The organism is Rhodococcus sp. Z13_19A, from assembly GCF_058133575.1.
The window spans coordinates 620475-637903 of the sequence record NZ_JBYUNN010000003.1 but is presented as its reverse complement, the minus strand read 5'-3'; the positions used below and the strand labels follow the sequence as shown (position 1 = coordinate 637903).

The window sequence follows — 17429 nt, the reverse complement described above, 5'->3', positions numbered from 1 at the left end:
AGCCCGGAACGCGATCGGCGAGCGGGCGTGCCTTGACTTCGAGAGGACTCGACCTATGCGGGTAAAGCGGTTCGCGGCGGCAGTCGCGCTCCCCGTGGCAGCGATGATGTTGATCGCCGGCTGCGGCGGCAGCAGCAGTGATTCAAGTGGGGGAAGCAGCGACCCGAACGCCGCCATCTCGATCCAGGGCACCCAGCCGGAGAACCCGCTGGTCCCGGCGAACACGAACGAGGAGGGCGGGTCCATCCCGCTCGACGTCATGTTCACCGGGCTCGTCAGCTACGACACCGACACCTCGGACCTGAAGATGGAGATCGCCGAGTCGATCACCACCACCGACGCGCAGCACTACGACATCAAGCTCAAGGACGGCTACACCTTCCACGACGGCACCCCCGTGGACGCCAAGAGCTTCGTGGACGCGTGGAACTGGGCGGCCTACGCCCCCAACGCGGCGCTCAACGCCAGCTTCTTCGAGCAGGTCAAGGGCTACCAGGACGTCAACCCGACGCCCCCCGCCGGCAGCACGGACGCACCCGCGCCCACGGCGAAGACGATGAGCGGCCTCACGGTGGTGAGCCCGACCGAGATCAAGGTCGAGCTGGTCGCGCCGTACAGCCCGTTCAAGCAGAAGCTGGGCTACCACGCCTTCGCGCCGCTGCCGCAGAGCTTCTACGCCGACCCGGTCGCCTTCGGCCGCAACCCGGTGGGCAACGGTCCGTTCAAGTTCGTCGCGTGGAACGACAACACCGACATCAAGATCACCCGGTGGGACGACTACAAGGGCGAGAAGCCCCAGGTCAAGGACGTCACCATCAAGCTGTACCAGAGCTCGGAGGCGGCCTACGCCGACCTCGTCTCGGGCAACCTGGACTTCCAGCAGCTGCTCCCGCCGTCCGCACTGGCCGGTGAGAAGTACCAGTCCGACCTGATGGACCGCACGCTCGACAAGGACGCGCCGCGCCTGACCACGGTGAGCCTGCCGATGTACGACCAGCGCTTCGCCAACGCCGACCTGCGCAAGGCCATCTCCATGTCGATCAACCGCGAGCAGATCGCCAAGGTCATCTTCAACGACACCTACGTGCCCTCCACCTCGTTCTCCTCGCCGGCCATCACCGGCTACGAGGCGGACACCTGCGGGGAGGCCTGCACGTACGACCCGGCCAAGGCCAAGGACCTGCTGGCCAAGGCCGGCGGCTTCAGCGGCCCGCTCACGCTGACCTACAACTCTGACGGCGGGCACAAGGACTGGTCCGAGGCGGTGTGCAACAGCATCAAGTCGAGCATCGGCATCGACTGCGTGGCCACCCCGACGCCGACCTTCAGCGTCCTGCGCCAGTCCATCAACGCCAAGCAGATGTCCGGCCTGTTCCGGTCCGCGTGGTCCTACGACTTCCCGAACCTGGAGAACGGCCTCAGCCCGCTGTACTCCACCACCGGCTCGGCGAACGACTCGAAGTACAGCAACCCCGAGTTCGACGCGGCCCTGCTGAAGGCGGCTGCCATCAGCGACACCGCGGAGTCGAACAAGGCGTTCATCGAGGCCGAGAAGATGCTGGCCGCGGACCTGCCGGCGATCCCGCTGTGGAGCGTCACGCAGAAGGCGGGCTACTCTGAGCGCCTGAGCAACGCCAAGCTGTCCTACACCCTCGAGCTCGACCTGACGCAGGTCAGGGTCAACAGCTGACACCCGCCACAGGCCGGCTCACCCTGCTGGGTGGCCGGCCTGTGGTGCGCGTGGCCAGTCAGAGCCAACTCGGAGATCCCCATGGGCCGCTACATCCTTCGACGTCTGCTGCAGATGATCCCGGTGTTCCTGGGCACGACGTTCCTCATCTACTGCCTCGTCTACGCAGTGCCCGGTGACCCCTTCGCCGGCAAGTGCGGCCAGCGGGCCTGCCCGCAGTCGTTCATCAACGAGATGACCGAGAAGTACAACCTGAACGACAACATCTTCGTCCAGTACTTCAAGTACCTGGGCAACCTGTTGCAGGGTGACTTCGGGAGCACCTTCTCGGGCGTGCCGATCAGCCAGATCATCTCGACCTCGTACCCGATCACCATCCGGCTGGCGCTGCTGGCGCTGGTCATCGAGATCGTGATCGGCATCGCGGCCGGCGTGCTCACCGGCCTGGGCCGCAAGGGCTTCTTCGACAACCTGGTGCTCATCTCCACCCTGTTGCTGATCTCGCTGCCGGTGTTCGTCACCGGCTTCGTGCTGCAGTACCTGCTGGGCGTCAAGTGGGGCGTGGTCAACCCGACCGTCTCGCCGAAGGCCCCGTGGAACGAGCTGATCATGCCGGCCTTCGTGCTGGCGAGCCTCTCGCTGGCCTACGCCACCCGCATCACCCGCACCTCGATCGTGGAGAACCGCCGGGCGGACTACGTGCGCACCGCCGTCGCCAAGGGCCTGCCCCAGCGCCGGGTGATCGGGGTGCACCTGCTGCGCAACTCGCTGATCCCGGTGGTGACGTTCTTCGGCACCGACTTCGGCGCGCTGATGGGCGGTGCCATCGTCACCGAGGGCATCTTCAACATCAACGGCATCGGCCGCCAGGTCTACCGCGCCATCCAGGTCAAGGAGGGCGCCACGGTGACCGGCCTGGTGGTGGTGCTGGTGCTGGTGTACCTGCTGATGAGCCTGCTGGTGGACGTGCTGTACGGACTACTCGACCCAAGGATCCGTTATGAGTGAACCCCAGCTCGGCGCCAGCCAGGTGGGCACGGGCGCCGCCCCCGCCGACCCCCAGCCGACGGGCAAGGACGCGGCCGGCACGGCGCCGGTGGAACGGGTGGGCAGCCTGGGCTCCGACGCCTGGCGCGACCTGCGCCGCAGCCCGCTGTTCCTGGTCTCCGCGGTGATCATCCTGGTGATGCTGCTGATGTCGCTGTGGCCGGGGTTGTTCACCAACGTCGACCCGCAGGCGGCCGACCTGAGCCAGAGCAACCTGGGCCCGTCCTCGGCGCACTGGTTCGGCACCGACGTGCAGGGCCACGACGTGTTGGCGCGCTGCATCTACGGTGCGCGGTACTCGCTGATCGTGGGCGTGCTGGCCACCCTGGGGACCACCCTGGTGGGCGTGGCGGTGGGCATCGTGGCCGCTTACTACGGCGGCTGGCTCGACGCTCTGCTCTCCCGGATCGCCGACATCTTCCTGGGCATCCCCTTCGTGCTCGGCGCCATCGTGGTGCTCACCACGTTCACGGTGTCCTCCACCGTGGGCATCGTGGCGCTGGTGATCGGGTCGTTGATCCTGCTCGGCTGGCCGGTGCCCACCCGCGTGATGCGCTCGTCGATGATGCAGGCCAAGCAGGCCGACTACGTGGTGGCCGCCCGCTCCATGGGCGCCGGCACCAGGCGGATCATCTTCCGCCACCTGCTGCCCAACTGCCTGGCCCCGACGCTGGTGTACGCCACCATCTCCCTGGGTGCGTTCATCGGTGCGGAGGCCACCCTGTCCTACCTGGGCATCGGCCTGCACGCCCCCGTCGTCTCCTGGGGCGTGATGATCAGCGACGCCCAGACCTACCTGCGCACGGCTCCCTTCGCCCTGCTCTTCCCGGCCGGCTTCCTGTCCATCACCGTGCTCGCCTTCGTGATGCTCGGTGACGCGGTGCGCCAGGCCCTCGACCCGAAGCTCCGTTAGGAGAGTCGTGTTCTTCCACCGCAAGCGCCCCGACCAGGGCACCCCCGACCCGACTGCCACCGAGCCGACCAACACCGAGCCGACCAACACCGAGCCGGCCGCCACCGCGGCAGGCACCTCCTCGGTCACCTCCGGCAAGGCCACGGCTGCCCCGGGTACCAGCGCGGTGCCCGGCTCGACCGCTGCCGACCCGCTGCACCCGTACCTGCCCGACGGCACCTTCCGCTCCCCGGCCCTGCTGGAGGTGGACGACCTGCACGTGGAGTTCCGCACCCGCGACGGCGTGGCCAAGGTGCTCAACGGCGTGTCCTACGACGTCCGGTCGGGGGAGACCCTCGCGGTGCTCGGCGAGTCCGGCTCGGGCAAGAGCGTCACCGCACAGACGGTGATGGGCATCCTGGACCAGCCACCGGGTGCCATCACCGGCGGCCAGGTGCGGTTCAAGGGCGAGGACCTGCTCGCCATGACCGACGAGCAGCGCCGCCTCATCCGCGGTGAGGGCATCGCGATGGTCTTCCAGGACGCCCTGTCCGCCCTCAACCCGGTGTTCAGCGTCGGCTTCCAGATCGCCGAGCAGTTCCGGGTGCGGCGCGGGATGAGCCGCAAGGACGCCACGGCCCGCGCCGTGGAGCTGCTGGACCAGGTGAAGATCCCCAACGCCAAGGGGCGCGTGAAGGAGTACCCGCACCAGTTCTCCGGCGGGATGCGCCAGCGGGTGATGATCGCGATGTCGCTGGCCCTGGACCCCGAGCTGCTCATCGCCGACGAGCCCACCACCGCCCTGGACGTCACCGTGCAGGCCCAGATCATGGACCTGCTCAAGGAGATCCAGGCCGAGCGCCAGATGGGGCTCATCCTCATCACCCACGACCTCGGCGTGGTCGCCGACGTCGCCGACAAGATCGCGGTGATGTACGCCGGGCGCATCGTGGAGCAGGCGGAGGTGCACGACCTCTACGCCAACCCCTGCCACCCGTACACCGTGTCGCTGCTGGAGTCGATCCCGCGGGTCGACCTCAAGGGCCAGAAGCTGCGGAGCATCGCCGGGCTGCCACCGAACCTGATGCACGTCCCGCCGGGCTGCGCGTTCCACCCGCGCTGCCCGATGGCGCAGGACGTGTGCACCCGGCAGGTTCCCCCGCTGATCACCCTGGGCGAGGTGCGCTCGAGCGCGTGCCTGTTCGCCGACGACCTCTACCAGGGCAAGGACGTGGTCCACCATGGCTGACCTGACCAAGCCCGCCGGCTCCGGCACGCCGCTGCTGGAGGTGCGCGACCTCGTCAAGCACTACCCGGTCACCCAGGGCGTGCTGCTCAAGCGAGCGGTGGGCCAGGTGCACGCCGTCGACGGTGTGAGCTTCACCCTGGACCACGGCGAGACCCTGGGCGTGGTGGGGGAGTCCGGCTGCGGCAAGTCCACCCTGGCCAAGGTGCTCATGCGGCTGGAGCCGGCCACCGCCGGCGAGGTGCTCTTCGAGGGCGAGGACATCCTCAAGCTCTCCGGCGCCGGCCTGCGGCGGATGCGGCGCAAGGTGCAGATGGTCTTCCAGGACCCCTACACCTCGCTCAACCCCCGCATGACGGTGGGCGACATCATCGGCGAGCCCTTCGAGATCCACCCCGAGGTGGCCCCGAAGAGCTCGCGCCGCAAGGCCGTGCAGGACCTGCTGGACGTGGTGGGCCTCAACCCGGAGTACATCAACCGCTACCCGCACCAGTTCTCCGGCGGCCAGCGCCAGCGCATCGGCATCGCCCGCTCGCTGGCGCTCAAGCCGGACCTGATCATCTGTGACGAGCCGGTCTCTGCGCTGGACGTCTCCATCCAGGCGCAGGTGATGAACCTGCTGGGCGACCTCAAGCACGACTTCGGGCTGTCCTACCTGTTCATCGCCCACGACCTGTCCGTGGTGCGGCACCTCTCCGACCGCGTGGCGGTGATGTACCTGGGCAAGATCGCCGAGGTCGGCACGGACGCCGAGATCTACGAGCAGGCCTCGCACCCGTACACCCAGGCGCTGCTCTCGGCCGTGCCCGTGCCCGACCCCGCCGCGCGGGAGCGCAAGACGGTGATCCGGCTGGTGGGCGACCCACCCAGCCCGGTGAACCCGCCGTCGGGGTGTCGGTTCCGCACGCGCTGCTGGAAGGCCCAGGACATCTGCGCCACCGAGGTGCCGGCCCTGGTGGACCGCACCGGGCACCCCAGTGCCTGCCACTTCGCCGAGCCGCGCGCGGTGCTGCAGGACTGAGGGCTGTGGCCCTCGACACGTTGGGCGCCCGGGTCTTTGACGGGTATGTCGGTAGCCGGAATGATGACCAGACTGCGACGGTTCACCGCGCCGTCCGTGACCGAGGAGTCGACTGTGAGCAGCGCGGAAGCCCGTGGCTGAGCCCGCCGGAACCTACTACCTGGCCGGTCTGGACCTGCGCGGCCGCCGCGTGGTCGTAGTCGGTGCCGGGACGGTGGCTCAGCGTCGCCTCGTCCGGTTGCTGGCCGTGGACGCCGACGTGGTGGTGGTGGCGCCGGCAGCCACTCCGACGGTGCAGGCGATGGCCGACACCGGCCAGCTGCGCTGGGAGCGCAGGAGCTTCCAGGGCAGCGACCTGGACGACGCCTGGTACGTGCTGGCCTGCACCGACGAGCCTGCGGTGAACGCGGCCGTGGTGGCGGAGTCGGAGCGGCGGCGGGTGTTCTGCGTCCGGGCGGACGACGCCGCCCGTGGCTCCGCCGTCACCCCAGCGACCACCGAGCACGACGGGCTGATGGTCGGGGTGCTCTCCGGCGGGCACCCGCGCCGCTCCTCGGCCGCGGTGTCGGCCATCCGGCGGGCGCTGCAGCGGGGCATGCTCACCGAGACCGCGCCGGAACGCCCCGTCGGCGTGGCGCTGGTGGGTAGCGGTCCGGGCGACCCCGAGCTGCTCACCGTGCGCGGCCGACGGCTGCTGGGGCAGGCGGACGTGGTGGTCACCGACCGGCTCGGGGCCACCGACCTGTTGCAGGAGCTGGGGGCGGACGTCGAGGTGATCGACGCGGCCAAGGTGCCCTACGGGCGGGCCATGGCCCAGGAGGACATCAACGCCGTGCTGATCGACCGGGCGCGGGCGGGCAAGTTCGTGGTCCGGCTCAAGGGCGGCGATCCCTACCTGTTCGGGCGCGGCTACGAGGAGCTGCTCGCGTGCACCGAGGCCGGCGTGCCGGTGACGGTGGTGCCGGGCCTCACCAGCGCGTTCGCGGTTCCTGCCGCCGCCGGCGTGCCGGTCACCCACCGGGGGGTCGCGCACGAGGTGGTGGTGGTCTCCGGGCACGTGGCGCCGGACGATCCGCGCAGCCTGGTGGACTGGCCGGCGCTGGGCCGGCTGAGCGGCACGCTGGTGCTGCTCATGGCGGTGAAGCGGCTGGCGCAGTTCGCCGAGGTGCTGATGGCCCACGGCCGCGCCGGCGACACCCCGGTGCGGATCATCCAGGAGGGCACCACCCGCACCGAGCGGGTGGTGTGCACCAGCCTGGCCCGCGCGGCCACCGACGCTCGCGCCCACGACATCCGCCCCCCGGCGATCATCGTGATCGGTGCGGTCGCGGGCCTGGGCGGTGGCGGCGATGTCTGAGTCCGCCCCGCCGGTCACCGGCCCCGTCGCCGCCGAGGAGCAGCCGCAGCGCCCGCTCGCCACCTCGGTCTTCGGCCTGGCCATCGTCATCCTCGGTGCCGTGCAGCTGATGCTCGTGCTCGACGGCAGCATCGTGAACATCGCGCTGCCGCACCTGCAGGACGACCCCGCCATCCGGCTCTCCGACGCCAACCTGTCCTGGGTGGTCAACGGCTACGCGCTGGCCTTCGGCGGCCTGCTGCTGCTGGGCGGGCGCTCCGGCGACGCGCTGGGCCGACGGCGGATGTTCATCGTCGGCATCGCGGTGTTCACCCTGGCCTCGCTGCTGGGTGCCTGCGCGTGGAGCGAGTGGTCGATGATCGCCGCCCGGGTCCTGCAGGGCGCCGGGGCCGCGGTGGCCTCGCCCACCGCGCTGGCGCTGGTGTCCACCACCTTCGCGCCGGGACCCGTGCGCAACAAGGCCTTCGGCGTCTACGCCGCGATGACCGGGGTGGGCTCGGCCGCAGGACTGCTGCTGGGTGGAGTGCTCACCGACATCTCCTGGCGGTGGACGTTCTTCATCAACGTGCCGGTGGGCCTGCTGGTGCTGGTGCTCGCTCCGCGAGCGCTGCCGACCACTCGCCCCGACCGGTCCAGCTTCGACCTGCGTGGCGCGATCACCGCCACCGCCGGCTTCTCCGCGCTGGTCTACGGGTTCACCGCCGGCGGCAGCGGCTGGCCGTGGATCGTGGCGGGAGTGGTGCTGGTGGCGGTCTTCGTGGTGCTGGAGGCCCGCACGGAGAACCCGTTGGTGCCGCTGCGGCTGTTCACCGACAAGGACCGCGCGGTCACCTACCTGGCCACCTTCATCACCGGTGCCTCGCTGTTCGCCATGGCGTACTTCCTCAGCCGCTACGTGCAGGAGGTGCTGGGCTACTCGGCCCTGAAGACCGGTATCGCCTTCCTGCCGTTCGCTGTCGCCTCCGGCCTGGCCTCACAGCTGACCTCGGCGCTCACCTCGCGGGTGAGTCCCCGGTGGATAATCGGGCCGGGCTCGGTGGTGATGGCCATCGGGTTCGCCTGGGCGTCACGCATGCCGGTGGACGCAGGCTACGTGCGCGACCTGCTCGGGCCGATGATCCTCATCGCCGCCGGCTTCAGCCTGATGATGATCCCGCTGACCATGTCGGCGGTGACGCGGGTGGACACCCGCGACGCCGGGGCCGCCTCGGCCGTGGTCAACGTGGTGCAGCAGATGGGTGGGGCGATCGGGTTGGCGGTGCTGGTGCTGGTCTCCACCCGGGTAACCGACGGCGCCGGCACCGAGCGCGTTCCGGCCCTGGCCGAGGGTTTCGGCGCCGCGTTCCTCACCTGCTCCGGGTTCGTGCTGGTGGCCGGCCTGCTCTCCGTGGTCGGCCTGCGCACCACCCACCACGACCTCGAGTAGCAACGAGCCCGCCCCCGGTCGGTGACCGGGGGCGGGCTCGTTGCAGCGGGCGCGGGAGCTACTCGTCGAAGCCCATCATCTTGCGGGAGGCCTTGGCGCTGGCCTCCACCATGGGGCCGCGGGGGAAGCCGAGGCGCTTCTTCGCGTTGGTGAAGTTGGCCTCGCCACCGGCGACCCACACCGGGCCCTCGGTGATGCGGGCCAGGCCCTCGGCGGCCACGTCGGCCGGGGCGGCCACGTCCAGACCGGGCAGGTCCATCTTCAGGCCGTGACGCTCCATGGACGGGGTGCGGGTGACACCCAGCACCAGGTGCAGCACGTCCACGTCGTGAGCCTTGAGCTCCAGCCACAGGCCCTCGGCGAAGACCCGGCTGAACGCCTTGGCGGCGGCGTAGATGCCGATCATCTCGGTGCCGAGGTAGCCGGCCATCGAGCCGAGCAGGATGATGCCGCCGCGGCCGCGCTCCTTCATCAGGGCGCCGAAGTGCTGGGACAGCTCGAGCTGGCGGGTGATGTTGAGGTCGATGACCTCCTGGACCTTGGTGAGGTCGGCAGTGACGAACTCGTTGGCGTAGGTGTTGGCGCCGGCGTTGAAGATGAACAGGCCGACCTCGAGCGGGTCGGTCACCGCGCGGATCTGCTCCACCGCGCCGGGGGCGATGAGGTCGACCGAGAGGGTGCGCACCTCCACGCCCAGGGCGCGGACCTTCTCCGCGGTCTCCTCCAGCGGGCCGGGCTTGCGGGCCAGCAGGACGAGGTTGATCCCCGCGGCGGCGAGCTGCTCGGCAAAGGAGGATCCGACGCCTTCCGAGCCGCCTGCGATGACTGCCCAGGGTCCGTACTTGGCTGCGTCGATGGTGCTTGTGTCGGTCACCGTGCTCCTCGGGTGGTGTCGGGATGTGCCGTCGCTGTGCGGCGCGTGCTCGAGCCGGCCGGGCGTGCTGCCCGCGGCACCGAGCGATGGTCTCGCACCTGACGGTAGGGCCGGGGGCGGTGATGTCGGACGCGCGTCTCACTGGATGGGAGAGGAGGGCAGCGGGTCGGTGGCGCCTCCGAGTGTGGGGTGCAGCACAGAAAGTCTTACTCAGCGGAACTGCAGCGCGCGGCGGCACCCGACACCTGTCGATGATTGTCGTCACAGGGGAGCGGGTCGGTGCAGCGCAGCGGCCCGAGGAGTGGGGAGGGGGTGGGTCAGTGGCCAGGATCGCCGTGATGCGTGCGCCGGCAGAGCCGAGCTCGGTGCTGCAGCACACCAAGTACCGACGGATGCTCAGGGCGGCGTCGGAGCTGGGTACGGAGAAGGAGCTCGAGCGCGTCCAGATGACGGAGGTCGCGCGGCGGGCTGGGGTGGCCATCGGCACGCTGTACCGCTACTTCCCGTCCAAGAACCACCTCTTCGTGGCGGTGATGGCGGGCCAGATCGAGCGGATGAACGAGGCCCCGCAGCTGGACGAGAGCAACGACCCCGCGGAGCGGGTGGCTCGCATGCTGGTGCGCTCGCTGCGGGCGCTGATGAGCCAGCCGATGCTGGCCTCGTCGATGATCCAGGCGGTGATCACCACCGGCGCGGCCGTGGTGAGCGACGTGGACAAGATCGATCACGAGTTCCGGCGCGCGCTCCTCTCGGCCGCGCACCTGAAGGAGCCGAACCAGGAGCAGCTCGCCCTCGTGCGGATGGTGAACCAGCAGTGGTACGGCGTGGTGCGGGCCAGCCTCAGCGGTCAGCTGGACGCCGCCCAGGCGGAGGAGGACCTGCGCAACGGCTGCCGCCTGCTGCTCGCCTCGCTGCGAGTGCCGGAGCTGGCGGGGCAGGGCCGCTAGCGCGTCGAGACCACCCCGTCGGCGTGCGGCGCCCGGTACTCACCTCGGGCGGTCTCGGGCTGCGCGGGCTCGGTCTCCCGCAGGAAGGTGTCGATGATCGCGACGACCTCCTGCGGCGCCTCGACGTGCGGGAAGTGGCCGATGCCGGGCAGCACCGCCAGCCGCGAGCTGGGCATCGCCTCGTGCGTGGCCACTCCGTGCGACAGCGGGATGATCGGGTCGTGGTCGCCCCAGATCAGCTGCATGGGCAGCCGGGCGCTGAGGTAGAGCCGGCTGGTGGCGCTCACCGCCTGACCACCGGGGTCCACCACCGAGCGCAGGATGCGCAGGAACGCCCGCCGGGACGGGCCGTCGGCCAGCGACGCGTACGCGCTCCACATCTCCTCGACCGCGCCGGCGCGCAGCCCCCGACGTCCCAGCCAGCCGCGGATCGTGTTGCCGGCGTCGCGGACGAACGGCGGGGCCAGCAGCGGCAGCACCAGCTCCGAGCCCGGCGTGGACAGCACCCGCAGCGTCCAGCTGACCTCCCGGCCCAGGCCACCGCTGGAGATGAGCACCAGGCGCTCGCAGCGCTCGGGGTACTGGTAGGCCATCTGCAGCGCCACCCCGCCGCCGAGGGACTGCCCGATCACGGTGACCCGGTCGATGTCCAGCGCGTCGAGCAGGTCACGCAGCGTGGCGGCGTACGCACCCAGGGAGTAGTCGCCGCGCGGCTTGTCTGACTCACCGTGCCCGGGCATGTCCGGGGCCACCACCCGGTAGCGCTTGCTCAGCTCGGGAATCAGGTACCGCCAGGTCGCCGAGCTGCCGGCCATGCCGTGCACCAGCAGGAGCGTCTCGCCGGTACCGGCCATCCGGTAGGCGAGGCGGTCGCCGTGCAGGTCGTGGAACATCAGCTGGGTCATGGTGGTCCAGTATTGACCACGAGCCGCACCGGTGCACGTCTGTGCACTGGCGCGGCTCGGGCGGTGCAAGCGGTGGTGCCGGCTCGGCGGAGCGCTCAGCCGGTGACCTCGCGCCGGATGATCTTGCCGGTCGCGTTGCGCGGCAAGGCATCCGTGGTGATCCGGTAGCGCACCGGGCGCTTGTAGTAGGCCAGGTGCTCCTCGGCGTAGGTGCGCAGCTGGTCCTCGGTCACCTGGTTCGCCGGATCGGTGACCACCACGGCGGCCACCTCCTGGCCCAGGTCGGCGTGCGCAACGCCGTAGACCACGCACTCCACCACGCCCGGGCACTCGTCGAGGGACTGCTCGACCTCCACGGGGTAGACGTTCTCGCCGCCGCGCAGGATGAGGTCCGACCGGCGGGTGGTCAGCCGCAGCATGCCGTTCTCGAACACGCCGATGTCGCCCGTCCGCAGCCAGCGACCGGAGTCGATGGCCTGGGCGGTGGCCTCGGGGTTGTTCCAGTAGCCGAGCATGACGAACGGGCTGCGGACGCACACCTCGCCCTCCTCGCCGTCGGGCAGGCGGTCGCCGAAGGGGTCGCGGATCTCCAGCGCCACGGTCACGATCGGCCGACCCAGGGTTCCCGGGTTGGCGGCCAGGTCCGCGGCGGTGGCCACGGTGGCGGCAGTGCTGCTCTCCGTCATGCCGTAGCTGTCCACCAGGGCGTCCTTGGCGAACGGCACGTGCTTGCGCAGCTTGTCCTTGAGCGCGATGGAGGACGGCGCGGAGGCCAGCGCGAACGCGGTGAGCGAGGAGGTGTCGTACTTGGTGAAGTCACCCTGCTCGAGCAGCCGGCTGGCCATGGTGGGCACCGCGCCCCAGTTGGTGACGCGCTCGCGCTCGATGAGCGAGAGCACCCGGTCCACGTCGAAGGCGCCCTGGTACATGACCACCACGCTGCCCGTGCCCAGCCGCGGCACGGCCAGGTTGTGCAGGCTCGCGATGTGGAACAGCGGCGAGGTGAGCAGGTAGCGCAGCGGCTCCGGCCCGGTCTGGCCGAAGGCGGCGAGGAGGGCGTCGTTGAGCTGGTGGTAGCTGACCACGGCCAGCAGGTTGCGCTGGGAGTGCACCACGCCCTTGGGTCGACCGCTGGTGCCGCTGGTGTAGAGGATGACGGCGGGGTCGTCCTCGTCCAGCTCCACCACGGGGGCGACGGCGTCGGGGTGCGCGGCGGCCAGGCGTGGCACGTCGTCCTCCAGGCCGAGCACAGGCAGCGGGGGGAGGGACACGGTGGCCTGCTCCAGCAGCGGCGCCCGCTTGCGGTCCACCAGGATCACGGTGGGCTCGCTGTGCCCGATGGCGAAGGTGATCTCCGGCGGGGTCCACCAGGCGTTGAAGCCCACGGCGATCGCCCCGAGGCTGGCCACCGCCCAGAACGCCTCCATCCACTCCGGGGAGTTGGCGCCCAGGATGGCCACCCGGTCGCCCTTGCCCACGCCGTAGGTGTCGGCCAGCTCCTGGGCCAGGGACCGCACCGCTGCGCCGTGCTCGGCGAAGGAGACGTGTCGGTCCTCGGTGACCAGGTAGTCGCGATCGCCGTAGCTCTCGGCCTGGGCCAGCAGCTCGGGAAGGGACTGGTTGCGGGTGGTGATCACGGGCATCCGGGTGCCGAGCACGTCCTCCTCGGCGATCTCGAAGGGTCCGCCGGGACCGGTGAGCTTGCCCATCACCTGTGCCACGTAGGCCTGCAGGTCAGCTGGAGCGGTCATCACACACACCTTATCGTCGTGCCTGTGTGCGCCAGGGCACACCGGGTTGCCAGCCGCACCGTGCCACAGCGCCCGGGGCGCAGCGGTGGTGGTTCCAGTCACCGAGACGGCCGCGGGCGTCGGGGTTCACCGTGCCGCGGGGGCGTCCTCGGCCGCGGCGGGGTGGGTGGCGACGTAGCGGGCCGGGTACTCGCCGCCGCCGTGCACGGCCAGGTCGGCACCGGTGACGTAGTCGGACAGGTCCCCGGCGAGGTAGAGGCACGCGCGGGCCACGTCGGCAGGCACCGCCATGCGCTGCATCGGGATGGTCCGCGCCACTGCGGCACCGCCGTCGGCGCCGTAGACCTCCGCCGCGGCCTCGGTGCGGATGAGCCCGGTGGTGACGTGGTTGACGCGGACCTTGGGCGCCCACTCCAGCGCCAGCGCGCGGCTGAGCACCAGCAGGCCGGCCTTGGCCGCGGAGTAGGCGGCGGTGCCCGGCTGCGGGTCGTGGGCGGAGACGCTGCCGATGTTGATGATGGTGCCGCCGCTGTCCTGGCCCTGCATCACCCGGTTGGCGGCCTGGGCGGCGTAGAACGGCGCCAGCAGGTTCAGCGCCACGATCTTCTCCACGAAGCGCGGGGAGACGGTGGCGGCATCAGCGTCGGGCGAGCCGCCGGCGTTGTTCACCAGCACGTCCACCCGGCCGAGCTGGTCCACCGCGTGCGCCAGCAGGGCGTCCACGGCAGCAGGGTCGCGCACGTCGGTGGCCAGGAAGAGCGCCTCGCGGCCGGCCGCCGCGGGCAGCGTCTCCGGTGCGGAGCGGCCGCACACCAGCACCTGGGCGCCTGCGGCCAGGAAGGTCTCGGCGATGGTGCGCCCGATGCCCTTGGTGCCACCGGTGACCACCACGCTGCGGCCGCTGAAGTCCAGGGGGTTGCTCAGAGTCATGCGGGAACCCTAACAAGCGCTTGGTCGGACGACCCTGACCGAGCGCCCCGGCGCGCTGTGGCAGGCTGGCCGCCGTTGGTCGGCAGGGGGAGGACACGCGTGGAGCGGCACGAGGCAGCCGGTGAGGCAGCCGACGATGCAGCAGCCATCGTCGCTGACACCGAGCACGCGGCGCCCACCTCGGACCACGTGTGGACGCTGCCCAACGCGCTGAGCACGCTGCGCCTGCTCGGGGTCCCCCTGTTCCTGTACCTGCTGCTGGGCCCGCAGGCCGACGGCTGGGCCATCGTGGTGCTGATGGTCAGCGGCGCCACCGACTACCTCGACGGCAAGCTCGCCCGGGTGCTCAACCAGACGAGCAAGCTCGGCGCCCTGCTGGATCCCGCCGCCGACCGCCTGTACGTGCTGTCCACCCTGTTCGCCTTCGTGGTGCGCGACGTGGTGCCCTGGTGGGTGGCGGCGCTCATCGTCGGGCGTGACCTGGTGCTGCTGTGCACGGTGCCGGCGCTGCGCAGCCGGGGGCTGACCGTGCTGCCGGTGCACTACCTGGGCAAGGCCGCCACCTTCTGCCTGCTCTACGCCTTCCCCGGGCTGCTCATCGCCCAGATGGACTCCTGGCTGGCCACCGTGCTGGGGCCGCTGGCCTACGCGCTGACCGTCTGGGGCACCGCGATGTACCTGTGGGCCGGGGTGCTCTACCTGGTGCAGCTGCGGCTGGTGCTGCGCGAGCTGCCGCGGGTGCCCTGGACCTGGCGTCCATGAGCGGTCCGCGCTTCCCGGTCCCGTCGCTGCTCGCCGCCCTGCAGACCGACCACCTCGACCCCGGCTACGCCGCTGCCGCCCAGCAGCCACGCGGGCAAGGACGTCGCCGGACCTGGTTGGCGGGCGGTGCCGTGCTGGTGGGACTGGTGCTGGGCGTGGGGGCGGCTGAGGCGACCTCCAGCGCCCCGGACGCCGACGTGGTCCGCACCGGGCTGGCCGCCGACGTCCGCCAGGCGCGCACCACGCAGCAGGAGCTCACCCAGCGCGAGGCTGCGCTGTCGGCGCAGGCGGAGGCAGCCCGCCGCAGCGCGCTGACCGGCAACGCCGAGGGCCGCGCCGCCCTGGACCAGCTCAGCGCCCTGTCCACCGCGGCCGGCGCGACCGCGGTGGTCGGCCCCGGCCTGGAGATCACCCTGGACGACGCCGAGGCCGGCAACGGCGCGCAGTCGCGCGGCAGCGTCCTCGACCGCGACGTGCAGCAGGTGGTCAACGCCCTGTGGGCCTCGGGAGCCGAGGCGGTCGCCGTGGGCGGGGTGCGGCTGGACCCGCGCTCCACCATCCGCCAGGCGGGCGGGGCGATGCTGGTGAACAACCAGCCGGTGCCCGCGCCCTACACCGTGGCGGCGGTGGGCCGGCCCAACGCGCTGCAGACCGGCTTCGTGGTCAGCGACGCCTACCGGTCGATGTCGGCGGTGTCCCGGTCCTACGGCACCCGCTTCGACGTCCGCGCCGCCGAGTCCCTGCAGCTGCCCGCCGCCACCCCGGTGGAGCCCCGCTTCGCGATCCCGCAGGTGCCCCGATGATCGCCGTGCTGGCGCTGGTCGCCGGCGTGGTGCTGGGCCTGGTGCTGCAGCCGGAGGTGCCCGACCTGTTCCAGCCCTACCTGCCCATCGCCGTCATCGCCGCGCTGGACGCGGTGTTCGGCGGGCTGCGCGCACGACTGGCCAAGATCTTCGACGCCAAGGTGTTCGTGGTGTCGTTCGTGTTCAACGTGGTGGTCGCCGCGCTGATCGTGGCCCTGGGCGACCAGCTGGGGGTGGGCACGCAGCTGTCCACCGCCGTGGTGGTGGTGCTGGGCATCCGCATCTTCGGCAACGCCGCAGCCATTCGACGCAGCGTGTTCGGGGTCTGAGCCGTGCCCGAGGCGCCGGAGGTTCCCGAAGCGCCCGAGACGGCCGACGCGAGCCCGGCCGCAGAGCCGCCCAGCCCGGTGGTGCCGCGGCGCACCCGGGTGCTGTCGGCGGTGCTGGTCTGCGCGCTCTGCGCCGGGCTGGGCCTGGCCATCGCCACCCAGGTGCGCGACACCGCCTCCGGCGACTCGCTGGACACCGCCCGCCCCAGCGACCTGGTGGTCCTGCTCGACACGCTGCACCAGCGCGAGGCCACCCTGCGCGGGGAGATCACCCAGCTGCAGGACAGCATCGCCGCGCAGCAGAGCTTCGGGCAGGGCTCGGCGTCGGCGCTGGCCGAGGCCCGGGCCAGGGCGCAGGCGCTGGCGGTGCTGGTGGGCACCGCCGCAGCCAGCGGCCCCGGAGTGGTGCTCACGGTGCGCGACCCCCAGGCGCGGCTGGGTCCGGAGGTCCTGCTGGACGTGGTGCAGGAGCTGCGGGCGGCGGGGGCCGAGGCCATCCAGGTGAGTGGCGCCGACGGCGGCGCGGTGCGGGTGGGCATGGACACCGCCGTCACCGGCACCGCCGGTGCGCTGCGGGTGGACGGCAGCACGCTGAGCGCGCCCTACCGGGTGACGGCCATCGGCGACGCACCCACCCTGGCCGCGGCGCTGAACATCCCTGGTGGGGTGATCGACACCGTCGCCCGGGCCGGGGGAGGCGTGGCGGTGGAGCAGCCGCCCCAGGTGCTGGTGGACGCCCTGCGCACGCCCAAGGTCGCGCAGCACGCCCGCCCGGCCGGTCGGTGAGCCGCGCGGGCCGGCGGCACGGGCCCCGCCCTCCTGGTGGCGGGAACCCCTGGGCGCGCAGGTAATCTGGCCATCGGTGCGGGGTGCAGCCCAGGCCCGTCCGTCCCCGGTCCCCGGAAGCAGGAGTCGATTGCCAGTGTCCGATGAGCAGGTACCGACCGATCGTCGCTACACCGCCGAGCACGAGTGGGTGCTGCGCACCGGCGACACCACCGCCCGCGTCGGCATCACCGACTTCGCGCAGGCCCAGCTGGGTGACGTGGTCTTCGTGCAGCTGCCCGACGTGGGCTCCGAGCACGCCGCCGGCACCGCGATCGGCGAGATCGAGTCCACCAAGAGCGTCTCCGACGTCTTCACCCCGCTGACCGGCACCGTCTCCGCGCGCAACGACGCGCTGGACGAGGACACCGCGGTGGTCAACACCGATCCCTACGGGGTCGGCTGGCTGGTGGACCTGGACGTGGCCACCGCCGCCGACCTGGACGAGGCGCTGGCCGCGATGCTGGACGCCGACGGCTACCGGGCGCTGACCTCCGGGGACTGAGCGCACCACGCTCGTCCCGCTCCCCAGGGAGGCGTCCAACCCGGACGCGCACCAGCGGAGCAGTCCCGGTGGTGGTGTCCACGGCAAGAGATCACGGTACGGTCAGTGCACGCTCCTCA

At 71.3% G+C, this 17429-nt stretch carries 17 protein-coding genes; 13 read left to right on the top strand and 4 right to left on the bottom strand.

The window, feature by feature from the left end; all coding sequences use genetic code 11:
• Positions 1-55: 55 nt before the first annotated feature.
• The 7 genes from AC3YNX_RS14130 to AC3YNX_RS14100 all read left to right on the top strand — a co-directional run bounded on the left by AC3YNX_RS14130 (position 56) and on the right by AC3YNX_RS14100 (position 8679).
• Positions 56-1690, top strand: a complete 1635-nt coding sequence (locus AC3YNX_RS14130; protein WP_489995852.1) for a peptide ABC transporter substrate-binding protein — start codon at positions 56-58, stop codon at positions 1688-1690.
• 81 nt (positions 1691-1771) lie between these two features.
• Positions 1772-2698, top strand: coding sequence for an ABC transporter permease (locus tag AC3YNX_RS14125; protein WP_489983342.1), 927 nt, complete (start codon positions 1772-1774; stop codon positions 2696-2698).
• Entirely contained in the window at positions 2691-3650 is a 960-nt protein-coding gene (locus AC3YNX_RS14120; protein WP_127782762.1) for an ABC transporter permease, read from the top strand. The genes AC3YNX_RS14125 and AC3YNX_RS14120 overlap by 8 nt, the downstream gene beginning before the upstream one ends.
• Positions 3651-3657: 7 nt before the next feature.
• Positions 3658-4878, top strand: a complete 1221-nt coding sequence (locus AC3YNX_RS14115; RefSeq protein WP_489995851.1) for an ABC transporter ATP-binding protein — start codon at positions 3658-3660, stop codon at positions 4876-4878.
• Entirely contained in the window at positions 4871-5896 is a 1026-nt protein-coding gene (locus AC3YNX_RS14110; protein ID WP_489995850.1) for an ABC transporter ATP-binding protein, read from the top strand. Before AC3YNX_RS14115 ends, AC3YNX_RS14110 begins: the two co-directional genes overlap by 8 nt.
• 133 nt (positions 5897-6029) lie before the next feature.
• Complete coding sequence (cobA, locus tag AC3YNX_RS14105) at positions 6030-7253, top strand: uroporphyrinogen-III C-methyltransferase (protein WP_489995849.1); 1224 nt, start codon at positions 6030-6032, stop codon at positions 7251-7253.
• On the top strand, positions 7246-8679 hold the full coding sequence (locus tag AC3YNX_RS14100) for an MFS transporter (RefSeq protein ID WP_127782765.1): 1434 nt from the start codon (positions 7246-7248) through the stop codon (positions 8677-8679). Before cobA ends, AC3YNX_RS14100 begins: the two co-directional genes overlap by 8 nt.
• Before the next feature lie 58 nt (positions 8680-8737).
• On the opposite strand, the gene AC3YNX_RS14095 is transcribed toward AC3YNX_RS14100, so the two are convergent.
• Positions 8738-9553 carry an SDR family NAD(P)-dependent oxidoreductase gene (locus AC3YNX_RS14095; RefSeq protein WP_127782766.1) on the bottom strand — a complete coding sequence of 272 codons (816 nt, stop codon included), beginning with the start codon at positions 9551-9553 and terminating at the stop codon, positions 8738-8740.
• A 338-nt stretch (positions 9554-9891) separates the two neighbouring features.
• Between AC3YNX_RS14095 and AC3YNX_RS14090 the strand changes: the two genes are divergently transcribed.
• Positions 9892-10500 carry a TetR/AcrR family transcriptional regulator gene (locus tag AC3YNX_RS14090; RefSeq protein WP_489995848.1) on the top strand — a complete coding sequence of 203 codons (609 nt, stop codon included), beginning with the start codon at positions 9892-9894 and terminating at the stop codon, positions 10498-10500.
• Here AC3YNX_RS14090 and AC3YNX_RS14085 read toward each other — a convergent pair.
• The 3 genes from AC3YNX_RS14085 to AC3YNX_RS14075 form a co-directional block, all read right to left on the bottom strand.
• The gene (locus AC3YNX_RS14085; RefSeq protein WP_489995847.1) at positions 10497-11405 is read right to left on the bottom strand and encodes an alpha/beta fold hydrolase; all 909 of its coding nucleotides are present in this window, start codon (positions 11403-11405) and stop codon (positions 10497-10499) included. The genes AC3YNX_RS14090 and AC3YNX_RS14085 overlap by 4 nt on opposite strands.
• Before the next feature lie 95 nt (positions 11406-11500).
• Entirely contained in the window at positions 11501-13156 is a 1656-nt protein-coding gene (gene casG / locus AC3YNX_RS14080) for a steroid-24-oyl-CoA synthetase (protein WP_489995846.1), read from the bottom strand.
• A gap of 126 nt (positions 13157-13282) precedes the next feature.
• Positions 13283-14086, bottom strand: coding sequence for an SDR family oxidoreductase (locus tag AC3YNX_RS14075; protein WP_489995845.1), 804 nt, complete (start codon positions 14084-14086; stop codon positions 13283-13285).
• Positions 14087-14185: 99 nt separating this feature from the next.
• Between AC3YNX_RS14075 and clsA the strand changes: the two genes are divergently transcribed.
• The 5 genes from clsA to gcvH all read left to right on the top strand — a co-directional run bounded on the left by clsA (position 14186) and on the right by gcvH (position 17310).
• Complete coding sequence (gene clsA / locus AC3YNX_RS14070) at positions 14186-14848, top strand: cardiolipin synthase ClsA (RefSeq protein WP_489983337.1); 663 nt, start codon at positions 14186-14188, stop codon at positions 14846-14848.
• Complete coding sequence (locus AC3YNX_RS14065; RefSeq protein WP_489995844.1) at positions 14845-15651, top strand: DUF881 domain-containing protein; 807 nt, start codon at positions 14845-14847, stop codon at positions 15649-15651. Before clsA ends, AC3YNX_RS14065 begins: the two co-directional genes overlap by 4 nt.
• On the top strand, positions 15648-15980 hold the full coding sequence (locus AC3YNX_RS14060) for a small basic family protein (protein WP_127782772.1): 333 nt from the start codon (positions 15648-15650) through the stop codon (positions 15978-15980). Before AC3YNX_RS14065 ends, AC3YNX_RS14060 begins: the two co-directional genes overlap by 4 nt.
• 78 nt (positions 15981-16058) lie before the next feature.
• On the top strand, positions 16059-16766 hold the full coding sequence (locus tag AC3YNX_RS14055; protein WP_489995953.1) for a DUF881 domain-containing protein: 708 nt from the start codon (positions 16059-16061) through the stop codon (positions 16764-16766).
• Positions 16767-16902: 136 nt separating this feature from the next.
• Entirely contained in the window at positions 16903-17310 is a 408-nt protein-coding gene (gcvH, locus tag AC3YNX_RS14050; protein ID WP_489995843.1) for a glycine cleavage system protein GcvH, read from the top strand.
• The last annotated feature ends 119 nt before the right edge of the window (positions 17311-17429 follow it).

Excerpts from the sequence above, each read along its gene's own strand:
- AC3YNX_RS14110 (WP_489995850.1), top strand. The coding sequence starts at position 4,871 with ATGGCTGACCTGACCAAGCCCGCCGGCTCCGGCACGCCGCTGCTGGAG.
- AC3YNX_RS14085 (WP_489995847.1), bottom strand. The coding sequence starts at position 11,405 with ATGACCCAGCTGATGTTCCACGACCTGCACGGCGACCGCCTCGCCTAC.
- AC3YNX_RS14065 (WP_489995844.1), top strand. The coding sequence starts at position 14,845 with ATGAGCGGTCCGCGCTTCCCGGTCCCGTCGCTGCTCGCCGCCCTGCAG.
- AC3YNX_RS14125 (WP_489983342.1), top strand. The coding sequence starts at position 1,772 with ATGGGCCGCTACATCCTTCGACGTCTGCTGCAGATGATCCCGGTGTTC.
- AC3YNX_RS14090 (WP_489995848.1), top strand. The coding sequence starts at position 9,892 with ATGCGTGCGCCGGCAGAGCCGAGCTCGGTGCTGCAGCACACCAAGTAC.
- casG (WP_489995846.1), bottom strand. The coding sequence starts at position 13,156 with ATGACCGCTCCAGCTGACCTGCAGGCCTACGTGGCACAGGTGATGGGC.
- AC3YNX_RS14120 (WP_127782762.1), top strand. The coding sequence starts at position 2,691 with ATGAGTGAACCCCAGCTCGGCGCCAGCCAGGTGGGCACGGGCGCCGCC.
- AC3YNX_RS14075 (WP_489995845.1), bottom strand. The coding sequence starts at position 14,086 with ATGACTCTGAGCAACCCCCTGGACTTCAGCGGCCGCAGCGTGGTGGTC.
- AC3YNX_RS14060 (WP_127782772.1), top strand. The coding sequence starts at position 15,648 with ATGATCGCCGTGCTGGCGCTGGTCGCCGGCGTGGTGCTGGGCCTGGTG.
- AC3YNX_RS14130 (WP_489995852.1), top strand. The coding sequence starts at position 56 with ATGCGGGTAAAGCGGTTCGCGGCGGCAGTCGCGCTCCCCGTGGCAGCG.
- AC3YNX_RS14100 (WP_127782765.1), top strand. The coding sequence starts at position 7,246 with ATGTCTGAGTCCGCCCCGCCGGTCACCGGCCCCGTCGCCGCCGAGGAG.